At 57.7% G+C, this 17,301-nt stretch carries 20 protein-coding genes; 5 read left to right on the top strand and 15 right to left on the bottom strand.

The features are described from left to right. Positions 1-11 precede the first annotated feature (11 nt). The gene (locus AADA04_RS09840; RefSeq protein ID WP_340693087.1) at positions 12-365 is read right to left on the bottom strand and encodes a FlgB family protein; all 354 of its coding nucleotides are present in this window, start codon (positions 363-365) and stop codon (positions 12-14) included. A gap of 85 nt (positions 366-450) precedes the next feature. Between AADA04_RS09840 and AADA04_RS09835 the strand changes: the two genes are divergently transcribed. Next, entirely contained in the window at positions 451-1,800 is a 1,350-nt protein-coding gene (locus AADA04_RS09835) for a FliI/YscN family ATPase (RefSeq protein WP_340693086.1), read from the top strand. Here AADA04_RS09835 and AADA04_RS09830 read toward each other — a convergent pair whose 3' ends face one another. The 6 genes from AADA04_RS09830 to AADA04_RS09805 form a co-directional block, all read right to left on the bottom strand. Continuing rightward, positions 1,801-2,628 (bottom strand): DUF1217 domain-containing protein, encoded by an 828-nt coding sequence (locus tag AADA04_RS09830; RefSeq protein WP_340693085.1) that lies wholly within the window; start codon positions 2,626-2,628, stop codon positions 1,801-1,803. A 3-nt stretch (positions 2,629-2,631) separates the two neighbouring features. Next, positions 2,632-3,066: a flagellar biosynthesis repressor FlbT gene (locus tag AADA04_RS09825; RefSeq protein ID WP_340693084.1), complete on the bottom strand. Its 435-nt coding sequence runs from the start codon at positions 3,064-3,066 to the stop codon at positions 2,632-2,634. Continuing rightward, positions 3,066-3,455 carry a flagellar biosynthesis regulator FlaF gene (gene flaF, locus AADA04_RS09820; protein WP_340693083.1) on the bottom strand — a complete coding sequence of 130 codons (390 nt, stop codon included), beginning with the start codon at positions 3,453-3,455 and terminating at the stop codon, positions 3,066-3,068. The genes AADA04_RS09825 and flaF overlap by 1 nt, the downstream gene beginning before the upstream one ends. Before the next feature lie 66 nt (positions 3,456-3,521). After that, the gene (locus AADA04_RS09815) at positions 3,522-5,093 is read right to left on the bottom strand and encodes a flagellin (RefSeq protein WP_340693082.1); all 1,572 of its coding nucleotides are present in this window, start codon (positions 5,091-5,093) and stop codon (positions 3,522-3,524) included. Between the two features lie 144 nt (positions 5,094-5,237). Next, a complete protein-coding gene (locus AADA04_RS09810; protein ID WP_340693081.1) occupies positions 5,238-5,618 on the bottom strand; it encodes a hypothetical protein in 381 nt (126 codons plus the stop codon). Continuing rightward, positions 5,615-5,923 carry a hypothetical protein gene (locus tag AADA04_RS09805; RefSeq protein WP_340693080.1) on the bottom strand — a complete coding sequence of 103 codons (309 nt, stop codon included), beginning with the start codon at positions 5,921-5,923 and terminating at the stop codon, positions 5,615-5,617. Before AADA04_RS09805 ends, AADA04_RS09810 begins: the two co-directional genes overlap by 4 nt. Before the next feature lie 128 nt (positions 5,924-6,051). Between AADA04_RS09805 and AADA04_RS09800 the strand changes: the two genes are divergently transcribed. Together AADA04_RS09800 and AADA04_RS09795 are read left to right on the top strand one after the other, a co-directional pair. Next, a complete protein-coding gene (locus AADA04_RS09800) occupies positions 6,052-7,482 on the top strand; it encodes a flagellar hook-length control protein FliK (RefSeq protein ID WP_340693079.1) in 1,431 nt (476 codons plus the stop codon). Between the two features lie 11 nt (positions 7,483-7,493). After that, a complete protein-coding gene (locus AADA04_RS09795; RefSeq protein WP_340693078.1) occupies positions 7,494-8,063 on the top strand; it encodes a flagellar hook assembly protein FlgD in 570 nt (189 codons plus the stop codon). An 80-nt stretch (positions 8,064-8,143) separates the two neighbouring features. Here the strand turns inward: AADA04_RS09795 and AADA04_RS09790 are convergent, their stop codons facing one another. From AADA04_RS09790 to AADA04_RS09755, 8 genes are all read right to left on the bottom strand, one after another. Then, complete coding sequence (locus AADA04_RS09790; RefSeq protein ID WP_340693077.1) at positions 8,144-8,692, bottom strand: flagellar basal body-associated FliL family protein; 549 nt, start codon at positions 8,690-8,692, stop codon at positions 8,144-8,146. 9 nt (positions 8,693-8,701) lie between these two features. Continuing rightward, positions 8,702-9,403, bottom strand: coding sequence for a flagellar basal body L-ring protein FlgH (locus tag AADA04_RS09785; protein WP_340693076.1), 702 nt, complete (start codon positions 9,401-9,403; stop codon positions 8,702-8,704). Then, on the bottom strand, positions 9,400-9,807 hold the full coding sequence (gene flgA / locus AADA04_RS09780) for a flagellar basal body P-ring formation chaperone FlgA (RefSeq protein ID WP_340693075.1): 408 nt from the start codon (positions 9,805-9,807) through the stop codon (positions 9,400-9,402). The genes AADA04_RS09785 and flgA overlap by 4 nt, the downstream gene beginning before the upstream one ends. A 5-nt stretch (positions 9,808-9,812) precedes the next feature. Continuing rightward, the gene (gene flgG / locus AADA04_RS09775; protein ID WP_340693074.1) at positions 9,813-10,598 is read right to left on the bottom strand and encodes a flagellar basal-body rod protein FlgG; all 786 of its coding nucleotides are present in this window, start codon (positions 10,596-10,598) and stop codon (positions 9,813-9,815) included. Positions 10,599-10,626: 28 nt separating this feature from the next. Beyond that, on the bottom strand, positions 10,627-11,340 hold the full coding sequence (locus tag AADA04_RS09770) for a flagellar hook-basal body complex protein (protein WP_340693073.1): 714 nt from the start codon (positions 11,338-11,340) through the stop codon (positions 10,627-10,629). Continuing rightward, positions 11,340-12,890 carry a hypothetical protein gene (locus AADA04_RS09765; RefSeq protein WP_340693072.1) on the bottom strand — a complete coding sequence of 517 codons (1,551 nt, stop codon included), beginning with the start codon at positions 12,888-12,890 and terminating at the stop codon, positions 11,340-11,342. Before AADA04_RS09765 ends, AADA04_RS09770 begins: the two co-directional genes overlap by 1 nt. 215 nt (positions 12,891-13,105) lie before the next feature. Next, the gene (motA, locus tag AADA04_RS09760; RefSeq protein WP_340693071.1) at positions 13,106-13,972 is read right to left on the bottom strand and encodes a flagellar motor stator protein MotA; all 867 of its coding nucleotides are present in this window, start codon (positions 13,970-13,972) and stop codon (positions 13,106-13,108) included. Between the two features lie 48 nt (positions 13,973-14,020). Continuing rightward, entirely contained in the window at positions 14,021-14,740 is a 720-nt protein-coding gene (locus AADA04_RS09755) for a FliM/FliN family flagellar motor C-terminal domain-containing protein (protein ID WP_340693070.1), read from the bottom strand. Positions 14,741-15,071: 331 nt separating this feature from the next. Here AADA04_RS09755 and AADA04_RS09750 point away from each other — a divergent pair, with 331 nt between their 5' ends. Then, the gene (locus AADA04_RS09750; RefSeq protein WP_340693099.1) at positions 15,072-15,896 is read left to right on the top strand and encodes a flagellar motor protein MotB; all 825 of its coding nucleotides are present in this window, start codon (positions 15,072-15,074) and stop codon (positions 15,894-15,896) included. Positions 15,897-15,976: 80 nt separating this feature from the next. Beyond that, entirely contained in the window at positions 15,977-17,281 is a 1,305-nt protein-coding gene (locus AADA04_RS09745) for a flagellar hook-basal body complex protein (protein ID WP_340693069.1), read from the top strand. The last annotated feature ends 20 nt before the right edge of the window (positions 17,282-17,301 follow it).

Raw genomic sequence — 17,301 nt, 5'->3', positions numbered from 1 at the left:
TTCCCTTAGCTTCACTTGCCCATCGCGGTGCGCAACAGGTTGATTGATTTCGTATAGACAGTCAGTGCGAGCTGGTGCTGGCTCATGGCATCGGCCGAATTGAGCATTTCCGCTTCCAGACTGACGGTGTTGCCATTCGGCGAGCCAATCGAATCCGTCTCAACGGTTCGAAACGGTGTCGACATCGCATCGAGGGAGGACCCTGACGTCGCGCGCGCCATGTAGCTTTCGAAAGACTCAAGTTTGGCGGCCTTGTAACCGGGCTCATCGGCATGCGCGATGTTGGTCGCACTTACCTTTTGGCTTTCTGCCGCGTGGCGCGCCATGGCGCCGAGAATCTGAAACATTGGTAGTTCGGATATCATGGCCGATTCACTTTGGTTAACCGCATCACAAGGTTTGGTAATATATGTTAAAGAAAGGGTTAATTAGGTGTGAAGGACTGTGTCCATGCAGATGAAGGCGGCGACCTCATCATTGAAGCTGTTCAAGCTCTGGGGCACCGTCATTGATGTGGCACCAGGCGTAATCAAGATCGCTGGAATCAGCGAACTTGCTGGCGTCGGAAATGAAATAATCATCGAAAAGCAAGGCACTACCGTTCTTGGCGAAATCCTGACCGTGTCAGGTGACAGTGTGACCGCGCTCCTGTTTTCACCCTGTGACATGCTTCGGATCGGCGATCCCGTGCAAATTGAACAGGAAGCCAGGATTGAACCCGGCGACCATTGGCTCGGACAGATCGTTAACTACCGCGGCGACGTCGCAAGCGGGGACAGCGCGGCGCCGATGACGCGCACGACACCACGCCGACTGCTGGCAGCGCCCCTGCCCGCGCACGACCGTCGGGGGATCGGACCGCGCCTCGCGTCCGGGTGGATGGTGACCGACACGGTTCTGCCCATTTGCCGCGGGCAGCGACTGGGTCTGTTTGCAGGATCGGGCGTGGGGAAATCCACATTCCTCGGATCACTGGCAGCCGGAATGGACGCCGACCGAGTGGTCATCGCCCTGATCGGCGAACGCAGCCGGGAGGTGAACGAGTTTGTGCGCAACGTTCTGCCCGAATCGATCATGTCAAAGACGGTCGTCGTGGCCGCAACCGCCAGCGAACCGCCAGGCGCCAAGAAACGCGCGGCCTATTGCGCCATGGCGGCCGCAGAGCATTTCCGGGACCAGGGCCTGAACGTTCTGTTCCTGTTCGATTCGATCACCCGGTTTGCCGAGGCGCATCGTGAAACCGCCCTTCTCGCGGGAGAAACGCCGGCTCTCAATGCCTTCCCGCCATCAACCGTCCGGGTCGTCTCGGAGTTGGCAGAGCGGACCGGGCCAGGCACGGATGGCAAGGGCGACATTACGGCAATCTATTCCGTACTAGTGGCCGGATCGGATATGGAAGAGCCTGTCGCTGACATGATCCGCGGCATCCTGGATGGTCACATCATCCTGGCCCGCGAAATCGCCGAACGCGGCCGCTATCCAGCCATCGATATACTGCGGAGCGTTTCGCGCAGCCTGCCGCACGCCGCGACCGAAGACGAGAACGCGCTCATTCGAGAATGCCGCCGGATGTTTGCCCTGTACGAAGAGATTGCCCCCATGTTGCGGGCTAATCTCTACGAATTCGGCAAGGATGCGGAAGCCGACAGGGCGATCGCACTCCATTCCCTGCTGGATCGTTATGCGGGAACGCCAAACAGCCAAGGCATCGAGGCGGCATTCGACCAGCTTCGCGAAATACTTCGCACTGAAAGGAGCCTGGCTGCGCAGGCCTTGCCAGCGACGCCAATAGACCCGTAATTACAGCAGGCTGAGGAACAGGTTTTCGCTGCCCTGGCTGCCAAGGCCGTTGCTCAGGAGTGTGAGCGCTGCCGATGCCGGCGAATAGCTTGATGCATTTTGCGAGATGGCCGACATGGCGTGAAATCTCTGGATGATTTTTTCGACATTCTCGGGCGACGTCAGCTCGGACATGTCGCGAATGCCCAAAACGCTTTGCAGTCGCTCCTTCAGAATGACTGATTGGCGCTCAAGCGACAGATTGGTGATGTCTGATGGTAAGTTGGTCGCGCCTTCGAGTAGCGTCCGAATGGGGACATCACCCAGTATCCGATACAGGATTGTCGTGTCGCTCGATCCGGTCCCCGCAATTTCGGCGATTCCAGATTTGTAGTTGAGGCTGATCCGCATGTTGTCATCGACTTCGCCAACGGCCGTCTCGAACGAATTGGCTTCAAATTTCTCTGCCATTTTTGACACCGCTGCGGGGGAAAGGGAAATCTTTCCGTCCACGGGATTCATGGCCTTGGCGAAAGCCGTGTATTGCGAATTGTTGAGGCGCGTGAGGAATGTGCTTTCCGGATCCGCCGCTTCCTCCAGCACCTTGTCGATGAAGCCGCGCTTCCACTCTTCGCCACCGAGATCGAATGCCGTAAGCGCAACGCGAAGCAAGCGCCGGTCATCCAGAAAGCTCTCGACGGAAATGGGTTCGGAAAGCTTCTCTGCCAGATACTCACTGTCGAGACGGATTTGCGGAGACTTGGAATAGCTTTCCAACTGGCGATCATACGTCGCCTCCAGGAATTTCCATCCGCTATTGCCGGTCAGGGGAATGACGGGCTGAAACATCCGTCAGGCCACTTTCGCTTCTATCGCGGGCGCATCAGACTTGCTGGCCCGGGCCAGCAGCTGTTCTTCGATCACCAGTATCTGCCTGAGATGGCAAAGTGCGGAATAATAGTTACTCCGACTGATCATCGACCGCAGCGTCGGTATCAGCTCCGGGTCGATCGACTTGAAGATGTCGAGCAGCTTGGCACATTCTTCGTCAATAGCTGGCAATGTGCCGAACTCTTCGAGATCGCCGGTAATCAGCAACTGGACGGCGTAATAGATCTGCTTGCACGGCGTATTGACGTCCTCTGGCCGGAGGGCATCGCGGCATCGGAGCACCCTGACATCGCTGTCGGTTATGCGGATCCGGGCTGGCTTGTCGCCATTCTCCAGAACGGCGCCATTCACGATGAAACGTTCACCGGGAGCTATTTTCAGTACGAGTCCGGACATCAGGCAGCCTCACCTTGCAATTCGGGTTTGGCCGAGCCGGCGAGTCCCGCAATGATGGGCTTGTTGATCTCGATCAGGTCGGCGATATCGCCTTCACCTGAGAGAATCTGCATGCTGGATTTCTGAACGAATTTCGAAAGTTGGAGGAGGCGGACCTTGAGATCATCCGGCAGCGCATTGGCCGGGCTCATCAGGTCGGCTGCAAGCAGCGTCCATAATTGCTGGTTGCGGTAGATGGCATCAGCCTTGGCAGCGGGTGTCGGAGACTCTGAGCGAGCGATATCTTCAAGCGCTTCGGTGATCTGAACAAAGAGCGCATGCTCGATACCCTTATCGCTGCCTGTGCGCTGTTGGACCTGTCCGTATGCCTTGTATGCCAAATTATGCAAAGCGCCCTCCTGGCGACAAAGAAAAAATGGCCCGGGCGCATCATGCACCCGGGCCACCAATTAGTACTAGCGGAACAGTGCCAGCAGTGTCTGTGGTCCCTGGTTCGCAATCGACAGCGCCTGGACGCCGAGCTGTTGCTGAACCTGCAGGGCCTGCAGTTTCGCTGACGCCGCTTCCATGTCGGCGTCCGTCAAGCTACCGATACCCGATGTCATCGAGTCGATCAGCTTCAAGACGAAGTCGTTCTGGTTTTCGATCTGCTTCTGAGCAGAACCGAAGGACGTGGCTGCCGAGATCGACTTGCTCAACAGTGTCTCGATGGACGTCAGGGCGGCTGTCGCACCTTCTGCCGTCGAAACGTCAAGCGTAGCCAGAGCGCCGAGGCCGCCTTCAGCGACTGCTGCACTCTGCGATACGAGGGACGCCAGATTGGCATCGACGTCACCGCCACCGGCGGTAAGTGTGAGCGTGGCAGCATCGGTCGCAGGATCAGTCGCATCTGTCACGGTGACAGTGAGGTTGGTCACGCTACCGGCATCGATCAGCGTCTTGAGGCCAGCAGCGACAGTGTTGTTCGTGTCGCCGTCGACAGCCGTATAGACATAGTCAGCTCCACCAACATTGACGGTGAATGTATCACCGGCCGTAAGCGTGCCACCTTTGAGCGTCACGGCAACATCGTCACCATCCGCGATCGCAGATTGCACTTCAGTCGCATCCAGGCCCGCCTCATCGAACGCAACAGTACCGCCAGCAGCGGCCAGATTGATGGTCGCATCATTGGCCAGCGGATCGGCGCCGGGGCTGACGGTGACCGTCAGGTTAGCAACGGAACCCGCATCGATCAGGACTTTCAAGCCATCGGCAACGTCATTGATCGTTTGACCAGCCGTCGCGGTGTATGTGTAGTCTGCGCCACCCACGTTCACCGTGAAGGCATCGCCTGTCGCCAGGGCGCCCGCCTTGATGACAACGTCAGCGTCGGCGCCATCCGAGATGGTGCCAGACTGAACCGTGGTCAGTGTACCTGCAGCCCCGCCGGCCTTAGCAACATCGCTCGTCGTCAGCGTATCAACCGTCGATGTGTAACCAGCGTCGGAGACGGCTTTGTCAGCGGCATCCACAGCAGCGCCCGTCGAGAGGTCGACGCGGTTGACGGAGATCTTGGTGGCCGAAACCGTGCTGTCGGACGCGCGGTCCAGCGAAGCAAGGATCGAGACACTGTCCGTGCCCTTGAGCAGGTTCTGGCCGTTGAACTGAGCAGCGTTGACGATATTGTCGATCGACGTTTTCAGGGCGGCGACGTCAGTCTGGATCTTCGTACGGTCGACGTTGCTTTCCTGGGCCGAAACGATCAGTTCCTTCATATCCTGCAGAAGGCCGGTGACGGTTTCGGAAGCCGAACGGGCGACGCCAACAGTCGAGTTGCCGAGGTTCAGCGAGTCGGAAATCTGCTTGAAGCTCTCAACGTCGGTCGACATGACCGTCGAGATAGCCCAGATCGCAGCGTTGTCCTTGGCGGAACCGATCTTCTTGCCTGTCGAGATCTCGTTCTGAACAGTCGCAAGGTTCTTGTTGATGTTGCGCAGGGTGTCGAGCGCAACCATGGCGCTGTTGTTGGTAAGAATACTGGACACAGTTTGGTACCTCTGAATTTTTTCGCCACGACATGGTCATGGACTTGATCAAACACGCGTCATCCTGACAGCGGAAAAACCGCCAACCCATCTTGGTTGTTAAGGTAACCCTTAGGAGCCCATTGTGTAGATAACGTTAACCGGTCAGGCCTTTCTGCGGAACTGACCGGTAACCTCCGTGAAAGGAATTTTACTTCCGTTCTGGGCGTAAGATCCGACGTACGCACTGCCATGCATGGACTCGAGTCTGTCGATGGCATGACGCAGGCCATTTCGTATCGCTTCGAAATGCGCGGAGTTCTCTTTGGAGAGACCTACAATCTGCTCCATGTCCGCGCGGTGTTCGACGGGAAGGGAATTGGGTTCCCGGCTCTCGAGGAAGGCTTCGATATCCTGCATCGCTTCCATCTTGACCGGCATAAGTTCGGCAGCCTCCCGGGCTCGCCCGGTAAGCAGCAGGTCTTTTTCGCTGAGCAGGATATCTCTCAGCCGCGCCGTCTGGGCCCTAAGCTCCGGATTATTCATGATATTTTGTCCACTCGCGGTTGAGGTGCGCGGCCAGCATCAAATTTGACAGCGTCGGCGAGACCAAGCGGATGCGACGCGGCAATATCTTTCGCGACCGCCTCGACCACATACCTGGAAAACGCAGAGGCCGCTTCTCCCCCGCCTTGGGAGAAGGCTTTCTCCAAACCGGCATGGGTCAGCATTTCGGCCCAAAGCATCTGTTCGAACCTTTGGCCGATGTCGGCAGCCTCGGTGTTCGTGAGATTGGCAACTGGCCGGTTCTCGGGCGCCAAAGCCGGCGCGCTGATGGCGGGGAAAGACACTGGTCCTGTCATTTAACACTCCGCAGTCAAACAAAATTTAGAAAGTGAACGAAATCGCTTCGAATATTAACGTACTTTTTACGCGGCGTGGTTTTTATTCAGTTAACGCTTAACGCATCAGGCAAAAAATGGCATTCACTCTCGATACGATTTTGTCCAGTCGGCCAGCCCGCGAGTCGTCGGAATCCGGCAACCGGCCACTCACGCCGAGCGGCAAAGGCGCCGAATTCGCGAAGATCCATTCCAAGTTCGAGACCGACAAGCGTGATCAAGACGAGTCCGACATGCTGGCCCGGGCCGATACCGGCCAGGTCGCTGCGTCTGCCATTCTCATCAACGGTCCCCTGGAAGAAGGCGGCCCGCTCGCCCACACGCTCACCGTCGACGGGGGCGCCGCACCTTCCTCCGAAACTCCCCAAGCTAATCCGTCGGACGCGTTGCTGGAAACACCTGACACGACGCTGGCGACTGATACGACCGATATACCTGTTGGCACGCTCGCGGAGATGGCTCCCGAGAAGATGGGGGTGCCTGACGCCCCCGTTGAGCAACTGGCTGCGACACCTGCCGATGCGACCGTCGACCTCGTTGGACAAGACGCAGATGACGTCGCTGCCGATGCCGCAAAGCTGACGCCTTCGGCGCCAGAGCCTGGTGACGTTGACGCGCCTGCGCGCCTGCAAGTGGACGCAGATCGCCCTCCAGAGGCGGATATTGCCGCCCTGCCGGGTAGCGTTGACCCGGCTCTGCAATCGACGCTCGCCAGCTCCGTCACTCCGGTGGCGGCAAATGGCACGCCAACAACCAAGAATACGGACAAGCTGGGCGCTATTGCGTCCGCGTCCGCAGCGTCGACGACATCCCCGCTGACAGGTGATGGCGTACCGGCGAAAGGTGACAAACCGACCAAGACAATCGCCCATGACGATTTCCTGACAGGTGATGGTGATACGATGGAATCCACCGCCCAGGTGCGAAATCCTGATGCGGTTGCTGATACTGCGACAGGCACAAAAGCGGTGAACCCGCTGGATATGGCCATTTCGACCCAGTCGGGGCTGCCACAAGCGCCAACCACGCAGGCACCGGGCACGCCGATACCTGGCGGGATGACGCCAACACACAGCCTGATTTCCGCAACACCGGCCCAAGTCGTCGAGATTATTTCCGATTCCATCTCTGCGCCGGAAGACCGGAAGGATCGCATCCATATCCAGCTGGATCCGCCAGAGCTCGGCCGCGTCTCAATCGATTTCAAGTTCGATGCAAACGGGCTTCAGCATGTGACTGTTACCGGCGAAACGCCGGAAGCGCTTCGCCAGTTGCGCGCCATGCATTTTGAACTGGTCAATGCGCTCGAGCGCCAAGGCCTGTCGAGCCAGAACATGTCGTTTCAACAGCAACAGACCCAGCAGGACTCCGGCCAGCAGGCAACGCGTTCGGGACGGACGGGTGGCGACATCGTCGCGGATGCCGACCTGGCCGCGACGGCCATTGCCGCAGCCAGCAATTCGCAGCCCCGCTCCACGGCGGCCGGCAGCCTCAATATCAAACTATAAGGGTACCACCCATGACCACCATAGCCCCGACAACAAGCACCACCACATCCCCCGTTGCGACGGCGCCAACCGAGCAGCCCCAGATCGGGGAGGAATATAACAGCTTCCTCAAGCTGTTGACGGCGCAGCTGCGTAATCAGGATCCGCTGGCGCCTCTCGATTCGACCCAGTTTGTCGAACAGCTGGCAACGTTCTCCTCCCTCGAGCAAGACGTTAAATCCAATAGCAGCCTCGATGTCATCGCCGCCAAGATGAGCGATCTCTATGCCATCGCCGCCAGCCAATGGATCGGGCAAACGGTCTCAGTCGAGACATCATGGGTCCCGTTCTCCAGCCAGGCTCTCGACTTCGCTGTTGATATTCCTGAGGAGGCTGATCGTGCCATTCTCTCCGTCAAGAATACCGCAGGAGACGTTGTGTGGACCGAAACGCTTGATTCGAAAGCGGAAAGTTTCAGCTGGGATGGGCGTAACCAGGCCACGGGCGCTACCTCAGCTGCGGGGCAGTACCAGTTCGGGATCGAACTTTATCGCAGCGATGAATATTATGGAACGGTCGCGCCTCAACTCGCTGGCAGCTGAAGCCTCTCGCACAGTTGAATAAGCACGCCGGTCTCGCGGCGACTTGAGGAGATGCCGTTTGGGCCAGCGAATCTGCTGCCCTAGAGATCCTGCTTTGCCATATCCACAATCAGCACGTTCCGGATTCCGTCCGGCAAGATCTTTTGCAGGTTCAAAAGCACGGTCGACCGGATCGATTCGTAGTTCTCGAGCGTCGCGATCGAATCAAGCGTCGCCCCATCATTGCTGAGCTCGATCAGGGTCGTCATGATGTTGTCCCGGATCTTCGGTTCCATCGAAAACAATCTCTGAATCTCACTGGCATCGACTTCCAGATTGATATTCAGGATTACCAGGCTTTCAACCCTGCTCTCACGCATGATTGGAACAACGAATTCGCGGGTGAACTTGAAATACTCGACCCCTGATGATGACACCACGGCGCCATGCGAGTCCTTCTTGCCGTGACTGTCCTTGGCTGATGCCTCTGCTCCGTGCCCACCTTTTTCTTCCTTCGCCCCATGTGACTTTTCTTTCGCATCCTCCGCCTTGCCAGACGACACGACAGAACTGCTTTTGAGGAAACTTCCACCAATACCGCCAATAACGATACAAACGACGACGACGACGGCAGCGATGATGTTCTTCATGTGGAAACCCTAGAAAGGCAGGACTTTGTCGAGGAGCCTGGGAACCAATTTGCGCCCACCTGCCCCTGTTGTGTCGCCCTCGTTGACATAGGAAAGGCGCGCATCGGCGATCTTCTCATAGGAAACAGTGTTCGTTCTGGTGATGTCCTGAGCGCGAATGACGCCAGCGACACTCAGATAGCGAACTTCTTTGCCGACACGCGTTTGCTGGTAGCCCTGAATGACGAGGTTGCCATTCGGCTCAAGACCGACAACGCGCGCTGCAAGCGTGAACGCGATCTTCTCGGCGCGGTTGACGGCACCGCTGCCGTTGAGACTGGAATTTCGGTTGAAGTCCACGGCAGGCGAAACGCTGGCTGAACCCGGCAGTGCCCGATTGACTACGTCGGGCAGTCCGAACAGCGCATCGACGCTGAAGTCCTCACTGGAATCCCGGCTTCGGGAGAGAGAACTCTTGAGGCTGGCCTGATCGTTCATTTCCACAACCACGGTCAACAGGTCCCCGACTTCCTTGGCACGCCGCATGCTGAGCAGGGCATTCGGCGAGGTCGCCCATAAGGATGGATTGGGGTCCCTGCTTGAATCCAGTTCGGCGACCGGTGTTGCCCACTCGGAATAGACCGCGTGTTCAACTTCAGTTCCGGAATGCGATCCGCTTGCGCACGCCGTGAGAACTGTCGCGAGCATTGTCGTCGAGAATAACATCTTCATTGTGCCAGCACCCATCCGCCTTCCTGAACGATCCCTTGGACCATTTGCCGCGAGTCGGGATTGAGGACACTCACGGTTTCGCTGAGACCCGCTTCGCCCAAGGCCCGGCCGGTCGTCGTGATTTCAAGGGCGCCGTTGATATACTTCAGCGTTACAATCTGATTCCGCTTCACGAGCATGGGCGGACGCGTATTATCGGCCGTAATCGACTGGCCGGCATAGATCGTGCGGCGCACTTCCCGGCCAAGGAGCGACTCTTCGGCATCGGCTACCGATCCGGCATCTGTGACCGCATTGGCCGCCGAGACCCGATCGCCGGCACGAATGACTTCGGCAGCAACGAGCGACGACGCGTCGGTGACTGTCGCGATGGCACCAAATCCAAGTGCGATCAGAATGATCATGTCTGCTACCTCAACCGCGTTGTGGCGGCGAGCATTTCATCGGAAGCGGTAATCACTTTCGAATTCAGCTCATAGCCGCGTTGCGCCTCGATGAGGTCTGAAATCTCCTTGACCACATCAACGCCAGATTCTTCGAGATAGCCCTGCCGAATAAAGCCTGAGCCCTCGGTGCCCGCGACCACCTGCGTGGGCGTACCTGACGCAGCAGTTTCCCGAAACAGGTTATCGCCCATGGCCTCGAGGCCCTTTTCGTTGACGAAGCGGACGAGTTGTATCGAACCGATGGCCTGCCCAGCTGGCTGGTCGTCGAAATACGCAACAACTTCGCCATCCCGGCTGATTGAGATACTTTTTGCGTCGGTCGGTATCGTGATGCCGTCGGCCAGTGGATAGCCGTCCATCGTGACCATCTCGCCTTCCGCGCTACGATTGAGCTTGCCGTCACGCGTATAGGCCGACTCGCCTGATGGCAAAGTGACTTCCAGGAACCCGGCGCCATCGATCCCGAGATCGAGGTCCGATCCGGTTTCCTTCAGGGAGCCCTGGATGATCTGCATGGAGACCGTTGATGGCCTGACACCCGTACCGATCTGAATGCCTGCCGGCACGACCGTTCCGACCTGGGACGTAATCGTGCCCGGGGTCAGGTATTGCTGGTACATCAGGTCAGAAAACTCAGCGACACGCGGTCGATATGCGGCTGTGCTCATGTTGGCGATGTTGTTTGAGATGACGTCGACACGCAACTGCTGCGCGGCCATTCCCGTCGCGGCGATCTGTAGTGATTTCATGTTCGTCTCCTTCGTTCAGTTTTCGCGACTATCGTTCGCGAACAGTCGATATGAGTTGTCCTATGCGCTGGTCTTCGCGCTCAAGAAGCGTTTGTCCGGCCTCATAGGCTCGCTGGACTTCAATCATCCGGGCGACTTCTAGGACCGGCGATACATTGGACTGCTCCAGAGCACCCTGAACCACGCTGAAGTCCGTCGCATTCCGGAAGCCGCCTGGGGCCGAAAAATAAGTGTTTGAGTCGCGCATGAGCGTGCCGTCAGCCGTCACGATACCAATCTGCTCAAGCTGCTCCCCATCGACCGAGATCGTACCGTCACCGGATATGGAGACCTGCCTCGCCTCGGGAGGAATGTTGATCGGACCGCCTCCGGCACCGAGCACATTGTTGCCAATCGTATCGATCAGCGTGCCTTCGGATGAGAGCTGGAAATGTCCCGCGCGCGTAAGGCGCGTTCCCTGCGGTGTCTCGACTGAGAAGAAACCGTCCCCCTGGACCGCAAGATCGAACTGGCCGCCGGTGACGTTCAAGCCACCCTGCTCCATTTCGAAAGAATGTCCGGCCAGTGCGCCCATGGAGAGCGACAGCTCCCCCGGCCCCGAGGCGACGAGATACTCGGCAAAGATGGCTTTGTCTGTCTTGTACCCTGTCGTACTCGAATTCGCGAGGTTGTTGGAGACAACCTGCATTTCCTGCATGAGGCCCTGCTGACGCGCGAGTGTGGCGTAGATCGCATTGGACATTAGTTGCTCCCCCTTGAGGATGGCGCTGACGCGGGCGGCGTGGAACTGAGCAATTCGGTCACACGCGCGATCGACATCGGCCCGGCTGGCATTTCGTCGCCTTGAGCCGCCCGCTTCAAACTTGCCACACGTGCAACACGTTGCTCGTGATCATCGCCCGTAAGCTGATCGGCAGCCGCATATACCCGCTCCGACACGATCCAGTGACCCGATACAGCATCCTGCTCGATCAGTGCCAGGATAGCGTCTGGCTGCAGGGACAAACGGCTCTCGATCTTGCTGAGCATTGCCGGGTTTTGTTGCTTGATTGCACTCTTGGCGGCCAGAACATTGATGCCGCTATCGCGAGGATGGCTGTCGGCGAGCGCGTAGACTTCACTATAGTCCTGACGCCGGAACGCGAGCGTAGCGATCTGCAGGCTCATCGTCTCATCCGTCGCGGTTTTGGCAGAGAGATTGCTGGCCATAGCGCCAAACCCGAAATGGATGGCGCGCTCGGTCGCCGTCTTGAAAAGACGGTCCCTGCTCGGTTCCTTGTCAAGCAATCCGGATTCAGCGGCGAGGGCGCTGATCGCTGCAAGATTGCGCAATGGATCATCTCCGCCCAGATCGCGGTCGAGACTCGACACGAGTTGCCGCCGTACTTCTGCCTGCGCTTCCGGGTTCTGGAGTGCAGGCATTTCTGCAAGATCCATGATCGGTTGATAGCGGGAGCGGGCACTCAACTCTCCAAGCGCAAACTGAAGGCTTGCCGCGAGGTCCTTGTCGTTATTCGAATCCTGGCCGAATTTCTGCATCAGATCACCGAGCAAAATTTCTTGGTAGGCGGGATCCATGGTCTGATTTCGACGCAGCATGGCTGCCAGTGCCGGTTCCTGAAATTGCGGATGGTCGAGAAATTCGACGACCGTCCGCTCTGCGGCAGAATCCCCACTATCCAGCCTGACCAGCGCGCTCACGAAGCGCAGTTCCGAAGAGTTCGCCACCTGCGCCTCGTCAAAGTCCGCCATCAGTTTTCTCGCCAGCGCCTTTTCGCCAATACGTTCCAGCTCCGGGATGCTGAGAGCCGCATAGTCAATCCGAAGCTGGAGAGGCAGCTTGCGGAACCCGGAAAGCGAGTCCTGCAGAGTCTGCGCGCCCTCGGCCTGTCCGGCAACAAGTTGAGCAAGGGCCAGCCAAAGTCCCGAATCTTTCTGGCAGGACGCCATCTCCTGGAAAAATCGAACATCTGGCTTAGTGCGGTTTTCCATCAGCATTGCCAGTTTTCGGTATGGCGCAATATCCGGGCCCGGGGTGCGCTTCAGGCTCATTATGGCTTCAGGGTAGAGTCCGAGGGCAATATACGCCTTGGCCATCTCGCTGAGCGCATCAGGCAGCGCCGATTTATCCGTGGTAGCACCGACCTTCTCGCGGACCGGATATATTTCCTGGTAACGTCCGATCGTCTGAACGTCCGTAAAGTCCAGCGCGTAGGGCCTGTCGCAGGCACTGTACCGCTCTTCTGCAACGGGGGCCTGAACCTTGATCGGGTCGGGTCCCGGCAACGACACAGCGCCGTCGCGCCCGGACGGTCCGGCAGGCTCTGGATGGCCTTCGCCAGCGGGCGTCAGCAGGCCTTCGTTGATCGCTCCGCGCACGAAGGAATCAAGATCAGACGAGAGATTTGACTTGCGTGTCGATTTTTCCGTCGCCGCTGAATCCGGCCCAGCCGCCATCGCCTGGGGAACCAGGCAAAGGCTGAGAACAAGGATTGCGGGATAGCGTTTCATGCCGCCTTTTTCGCCTCTCTCAATGCCTGTTCCACTTCATCAAACGACGGCCTCACGCGGGACGGCGCATGCCGCCGCGCAACTTCCACGCAGATGCTCACCGGATTCAGGTACAGGTTCGATACGAGTATCTCGCCGATCATCGAGTAGAATGCATGCTCCTCAGTCCTGATATCTTTCACCTTTTTGGCGAACGGACCGACAAGGCCGTAAGCGAGAAAGACACCGAGAAACGTGCCGACCAAGGCGCCGCCAATCATACCGCCGAGAATTTCCGGCGGCTTGTCGATCGACGCCATCGTCTTGATGACGCCGAGAACCGCAGCGACGATACCCAGCGCCGGAAGGGCGTCTGCCATGTTTTGAAGGGCGTGCGATCCGTGAAGTTTATCTTCGGCGAGTTGGTCCAGTTGCTTCTGCAGCAACTCTTCGACCTGATGAACATTGTCGAAGTTCATGATCATTGAACGGATTGTATCGCAGATCAGCTCGATCGCGGAATGATCCTTGAGGATTTTTGGATATTTGGTGAATATGCTCGATTCCCCGGGCGCTTCGATATGCGCTTCCAGTTCGACGGGGTTCTGCTTCATCAGGTTAAGCAGTTCGTGCATCAGGCACAGCAGGTCCTGATAATCCGTCTTCTTCCATTTGGCGCCCTTGAAGACCGACACCACGTCGCCGCCAGTGTGCTTGACCGTATTCATGTCGTTGCCAACCAGGAACGCACCCAAGGCTGCGCCACCGATCATCATTCCCTCAAAAGGAAGGGAATGGGTGATGATCCCCATCTTGCCGCCGGCAAGCAGGTAGCCGCCAAAGACCATCACGACCGTGATGATCAAGCCCAAAATTGCGTTCACCAAAAAACTCCCTTAACCCCAACATACTGTTGGTGGCGATCTCAAAGCCTATCTTATTGCCCTGGCAAAACTCTCGGATACCGGTGTGTGAAGTTTTACCGCACGCTGCCGCTTCCAGACTCCGAGTTCTCCGGTTCCAATATCTACACTTCCGTGAATGGTCTCTGCGCAAAGCGACAAACGCCCCGCATCGGCACTGGCCAACGGCAGCACGTCTCCGATTTCCAGCCGTGAACATTGACCGATCGTAAGCATCATTCTGTCCAGGACAGCATCAAGGGAAATGGCGGACGCCTTGACGCTGTCGCTCAAGGATTTCGGGCTCTGCGAGCATGCCTGGGCCTTGAGGTCGGCGCTCCGGCGCACATCATTTCGCGCATAGGTTTGCAAATAGTCGACTTCGAACAGGCATGTGACCACTGCGGGCTGGCCGTCGAGCGTGAGCGTGAGCTCGACCTTCAGATACCGGCTTGCATCGGCGAACCCACCCGCAATTGCTGCGGCATCGGATTGTGGGTCATCGCGTGAACGCGCGTCATGTCCGGTCAACCCTTCTGCCAATCGCTGCCAGAGCGCGATCGTTGGCTGCTCGCTAAGTAGCTTGAGAAACAGTGGGGAAGCGTCTTCGAGACTCGACGGATCCTGGCGCAGACGGATTGCAGCGCACCGGACCGCACAGGCAGCATCGAAGGCGACAGCGCAAAGCCCTGGCGATACGTCTGAGGCAAAAAACATGGTAAACGGATTGTCCGCGATGCCGGCCGCCACGCGTCCGCTCACGACCCGGCGACTGGATAGGCTCGGCTGACTTTCGAGGTCAAATGCGTCCGTCGCCCAGTCTTCAGTCCTGGACACCAATTGCGTCCAAAACTCCTGCATCTGCAGAATCGACGGGGGCACACCGGCCCCTGAATCTATCTTTTTTCGCAGAACCGCAGACACGAATCACCTATCGTTGAAGTATTGTTAATCCCTTCCAGATGGTGTCCGATCCATTGAAAAAGCATTAACGCAACTACCCAAACTTAAGGTTTGGATAAGCAATGATCCTTCATGGCTTTTTGGTAGTCATGCCCCATCGAATAACCTGGTGGGACTTATGGAAATCCAACAAGCTGCAATCGTTCAGCCGATCATCATCAAGCGACGCCGAGTCGTAAAAGCTGACGGGCATCATGGTGGTGCGTGGAAAGTTGCATACGCCGACTTCGTGACGGCCATGATGGCGTTCTTCCTGCTCATGTGGCTGCTGAACGCGACGACGGAAGAGCAGCGCAAAGGCCTGGCTGACTATTTCAGTCCCACGATTCCCATTTCCAGAATTTCGGGCGGCGGCTCTGACGGCCTGAACGGCTCCTCCATCATGACCGAGGAAACCTACGCCAAGAACGGCACCGGCGCATCGGAGCGCCACCCCAGCTCCTCTGCATTCGAAGGGAAGAAGGAAGCTGACGCCGCCAAGGAAGCAGCGATCTCCAAGGAACTCGAGACTTTGAAGCAATCGCTGACCGAGGAAGGCAGCCGCCTGTCGGAGCACATGCTTATCAAGATGTCCCCGGAAGGCATTGTCCTGGAGATAACCGATTCAGAGGACGCGCCCCTGTTCCCTGTCGGGCAAAGCGTGCCATCAACCCTTTTGAGTGACATGCTTGATCTCGTCGCCAATTCCTTCGCCACATTCGAAAACAACATCAAGATTGTTGGACATACTGACAGCCTGAGTTATCGAAACGGCGCGACGTATGACAACTGGAACCTGTCTTCTGACCGGGCAAATGCCGCGCGCAAACTGCTGTTGGAATCTCACCTCGACCCAGGCCGGATTCTTGAAGTTTCCGGAAAGGCAGATACTGACCCTCTGGTCGAAGACAGTCCGTCTGCAGCTCAAAATCGCCGTATATCGATTACGATACTAACCCGTTAACAGCGCGTGGGCAAAGAGTTATCCGCTCATTAACTATCTGAACCTAATTTTGGTAGCACTACTTTGCAGGAGCAACCAAAATGAGTATCTCATCGTCCCTGAATGCAGGCGTCATGGGGTTGAACGTCAACGCCGCTCGCCTTTCGACCATTTCAGACAATATCGCGAACTCTTCGACAGCAGGCTACAAGCGCAGTCAGGTCGACTTTTCGAGCATGGTGCTTCAGCAACGCTCGTCATCTTACTCTGCAGGCGGCGTTCGGGTTGATACATTCAAGGACATCGCGACAACTGGTTCGCTGGTCTCGACAGGCAGCGCCACTGACATCGCGGTCGCAGGCCGGGGACTGTTCCCGGTAACCAACGAATCCGGCTTGAATGCCTCGCCATCGTCGCGGGAACTGCAGCTATTGCCGACCGGCTCGTTCTACGCCGACCAGAACGGCAACTTGCGGACGCAAAGCGGCCTGTTCCTGCTTGGCTGGCCGGCCGATTCCACGGGCGATATCGGCAATGTGAGCCGCAACAGCGGCATCAATCTCTCGCCGGTCAACATCGCGACATCGCAGTTCACTGCCACCCCCACCAGCACGATTGACCTTGGAATCAACCTGCCGGCCGATGCCACGATCTCTGGCGCGACGACGGGTGACTATAATCTTCCGGTCGAATATTTCGACAACCTTGGCCGCGCGAACTCCCTGACATTCCAATTCACCCCAACCGTTCCAGCGAGCGGCGCCAGCAACCAGTGGAACGTGAACATTTTTGACAGCGCTGGCGATCCGGCTGTTTCCATCGGAACCCTGGCTCTCGAATTTAGCGATACGGCTGCATCCGGCGGGCGCATCCTGACAGCTACGGCTGGCGGCGGCGCGACCTATGACCCAGCGACCGGCAATCTTGCGCTGACCCTTCCCCACGGCCCGGTCGAAGTTTATGTCGGACGCATCAATGACAGCGCGGGCGTTACCCAGCTGGCGGCGCCGTTCTCTCCAACCGCCGTGACGAAGGATGGCGGTCCGATTGGCGACCTCAGTTCGGTTGAAATCGACAACAATGGATACCTTCAGGCGGTCTACGATACGGGTCTGCGCCGCACATTGTACCAGATCCCGGTTGGCGATGTGCCAAACATGAATGGCCTGAATGCCCTTGATGCGCAGGCGTTTGCAATCTCAGCATCGAGCGGCAGTCTCTACTTGTGGAATGCGGGCGCTGGTCCCGTTGGCGGGATTTCGGGCTTCTCCCTGATGGAGTCGACGACTGACATCGCAGCAGAACTCACCGATCTGATCGAAACCCAGCGGGCGTACTCGTCCAATGCCAAGATCGTCCAGACGGTGGACGAAATGTTGCAGGAAACCACAAATCTCAAGCGCTAATTTCCAGCGCCAGAAGGCGG

The sequence above is a fragment of the Hyphomonas sp. genome (genome assembly GCF_037969335.1).
Taxonomy (GTDB): domain Bacteria; phylum Pseudomonadota; class Alphaproteobacteria; order Caulobacterales; family Hyphomonadaceae; genus Hyphomonas.
Note: the sequence above shows the minus strand (reverse complement) of the source record. Positions and strands in the feature narration are given on the sequence as shown.

Excerpts from the sequence above, each read along its gene's own strand:
- AADA04_RS09840 (WP_340693087.1), bottom strand. The coding sequence starts at position 365 with ATGATATCCGAACTACCAATGTTTCAGATTCTCGGCGCCATGGCGCGC.
- AADA04_RS09835 (WP_340693086.1), top strand. The coding sequence starts at position 451 with ATGCAGATGAAGGCGGCGACCTCATCATTGAAGCTGTTCAAGCTCTGG.
- AADA04_RS09830 (WP_340693085.1), bottom strand. The coding sequence starts at position 2,628 with ATGTTTCAGCCCGTCATTCCCCTGACCGGCAATAGCGGATGGAAATTC.
- AADA04_RS09825 (WP_340693084.1), bottom strand. The coding sequence starts at position 3,066 with ATGTCCGGACTCGTACTGAAAATAGCTCCCGGTGAACGTTTCATCGTG.
- AADA04_RS09810 (WP_340693081.1), bottom strand. The coding sequence starts at position 5,618 with ATGAATAATCCGGAGCTTAGGGCCCAGACGGCGCGGCTGAGAGATATC.
- AADA04_RS09800 (WP_340693079.1), top strand. The coding sequence starts at position 6,052 with ATGGCATTCACTCTCGATACGATTTTGTCCAGTCGGCCAGCCCGCGAG.
- AADA04_RS09795 (WP_340693078.1), top strand. The coding sequence starts at position 7,494 with ATGACCACCATAGCCCCGACAACAAGCACCACCACATCCCCCGTTGCG.
- AADA04_RS09790 (WP_340693077.1), bottom strand. The coding sequence starts at position 8,692 with ATGAAGAACATCATCGCTGCCGTCGTCGTCGTCGTTTGTATCGTTATT.
- AADA04_RS09785 (WP_340693076.1), bottom strand. The coding sequence starts at position 9,403 with ATGAAGATGTTATTCTCGACGACAATGCTCGCGACAGTTCTCACGGCG.
- flgA (WP_340693075.1), bottom strand. The coding sequence starts at position 9,807 with ATGATCATTCTGATCGCACTTGGATTTGGTGCCATCGCGACAGTCACC.
- flgG (WP_340693074.1), bottom strand. The coding sequence starts at position 10,598 with ATGAAATCACTACAGATCGCCGCGACGGGAATGGCCGCGCAGCAGTTG.
- AADA04_RS09770 (WP_340693073.1), bottom strand. The coding sequence starts at position 11,340 with ATGTCCAATGCGATCTACGCCACACTCGCGCGTCAGCAGGGCCTCATG.
- AADA04_RS09750 (WP_340693099.1), top strand. The coding sequence starts at position 15,072 with ATGGAAATCCAACAAGCTGCAATCGTTCAGCCGATCATCATCAAGCGA.
- AADA04_RS09745 (WP_340693069.1), top strand. The coding sequence starts at position 15,977 with ATGAGTATCTCATCGTCCCTGAATGCAGGCGTCATGGGGTTGAACGTC.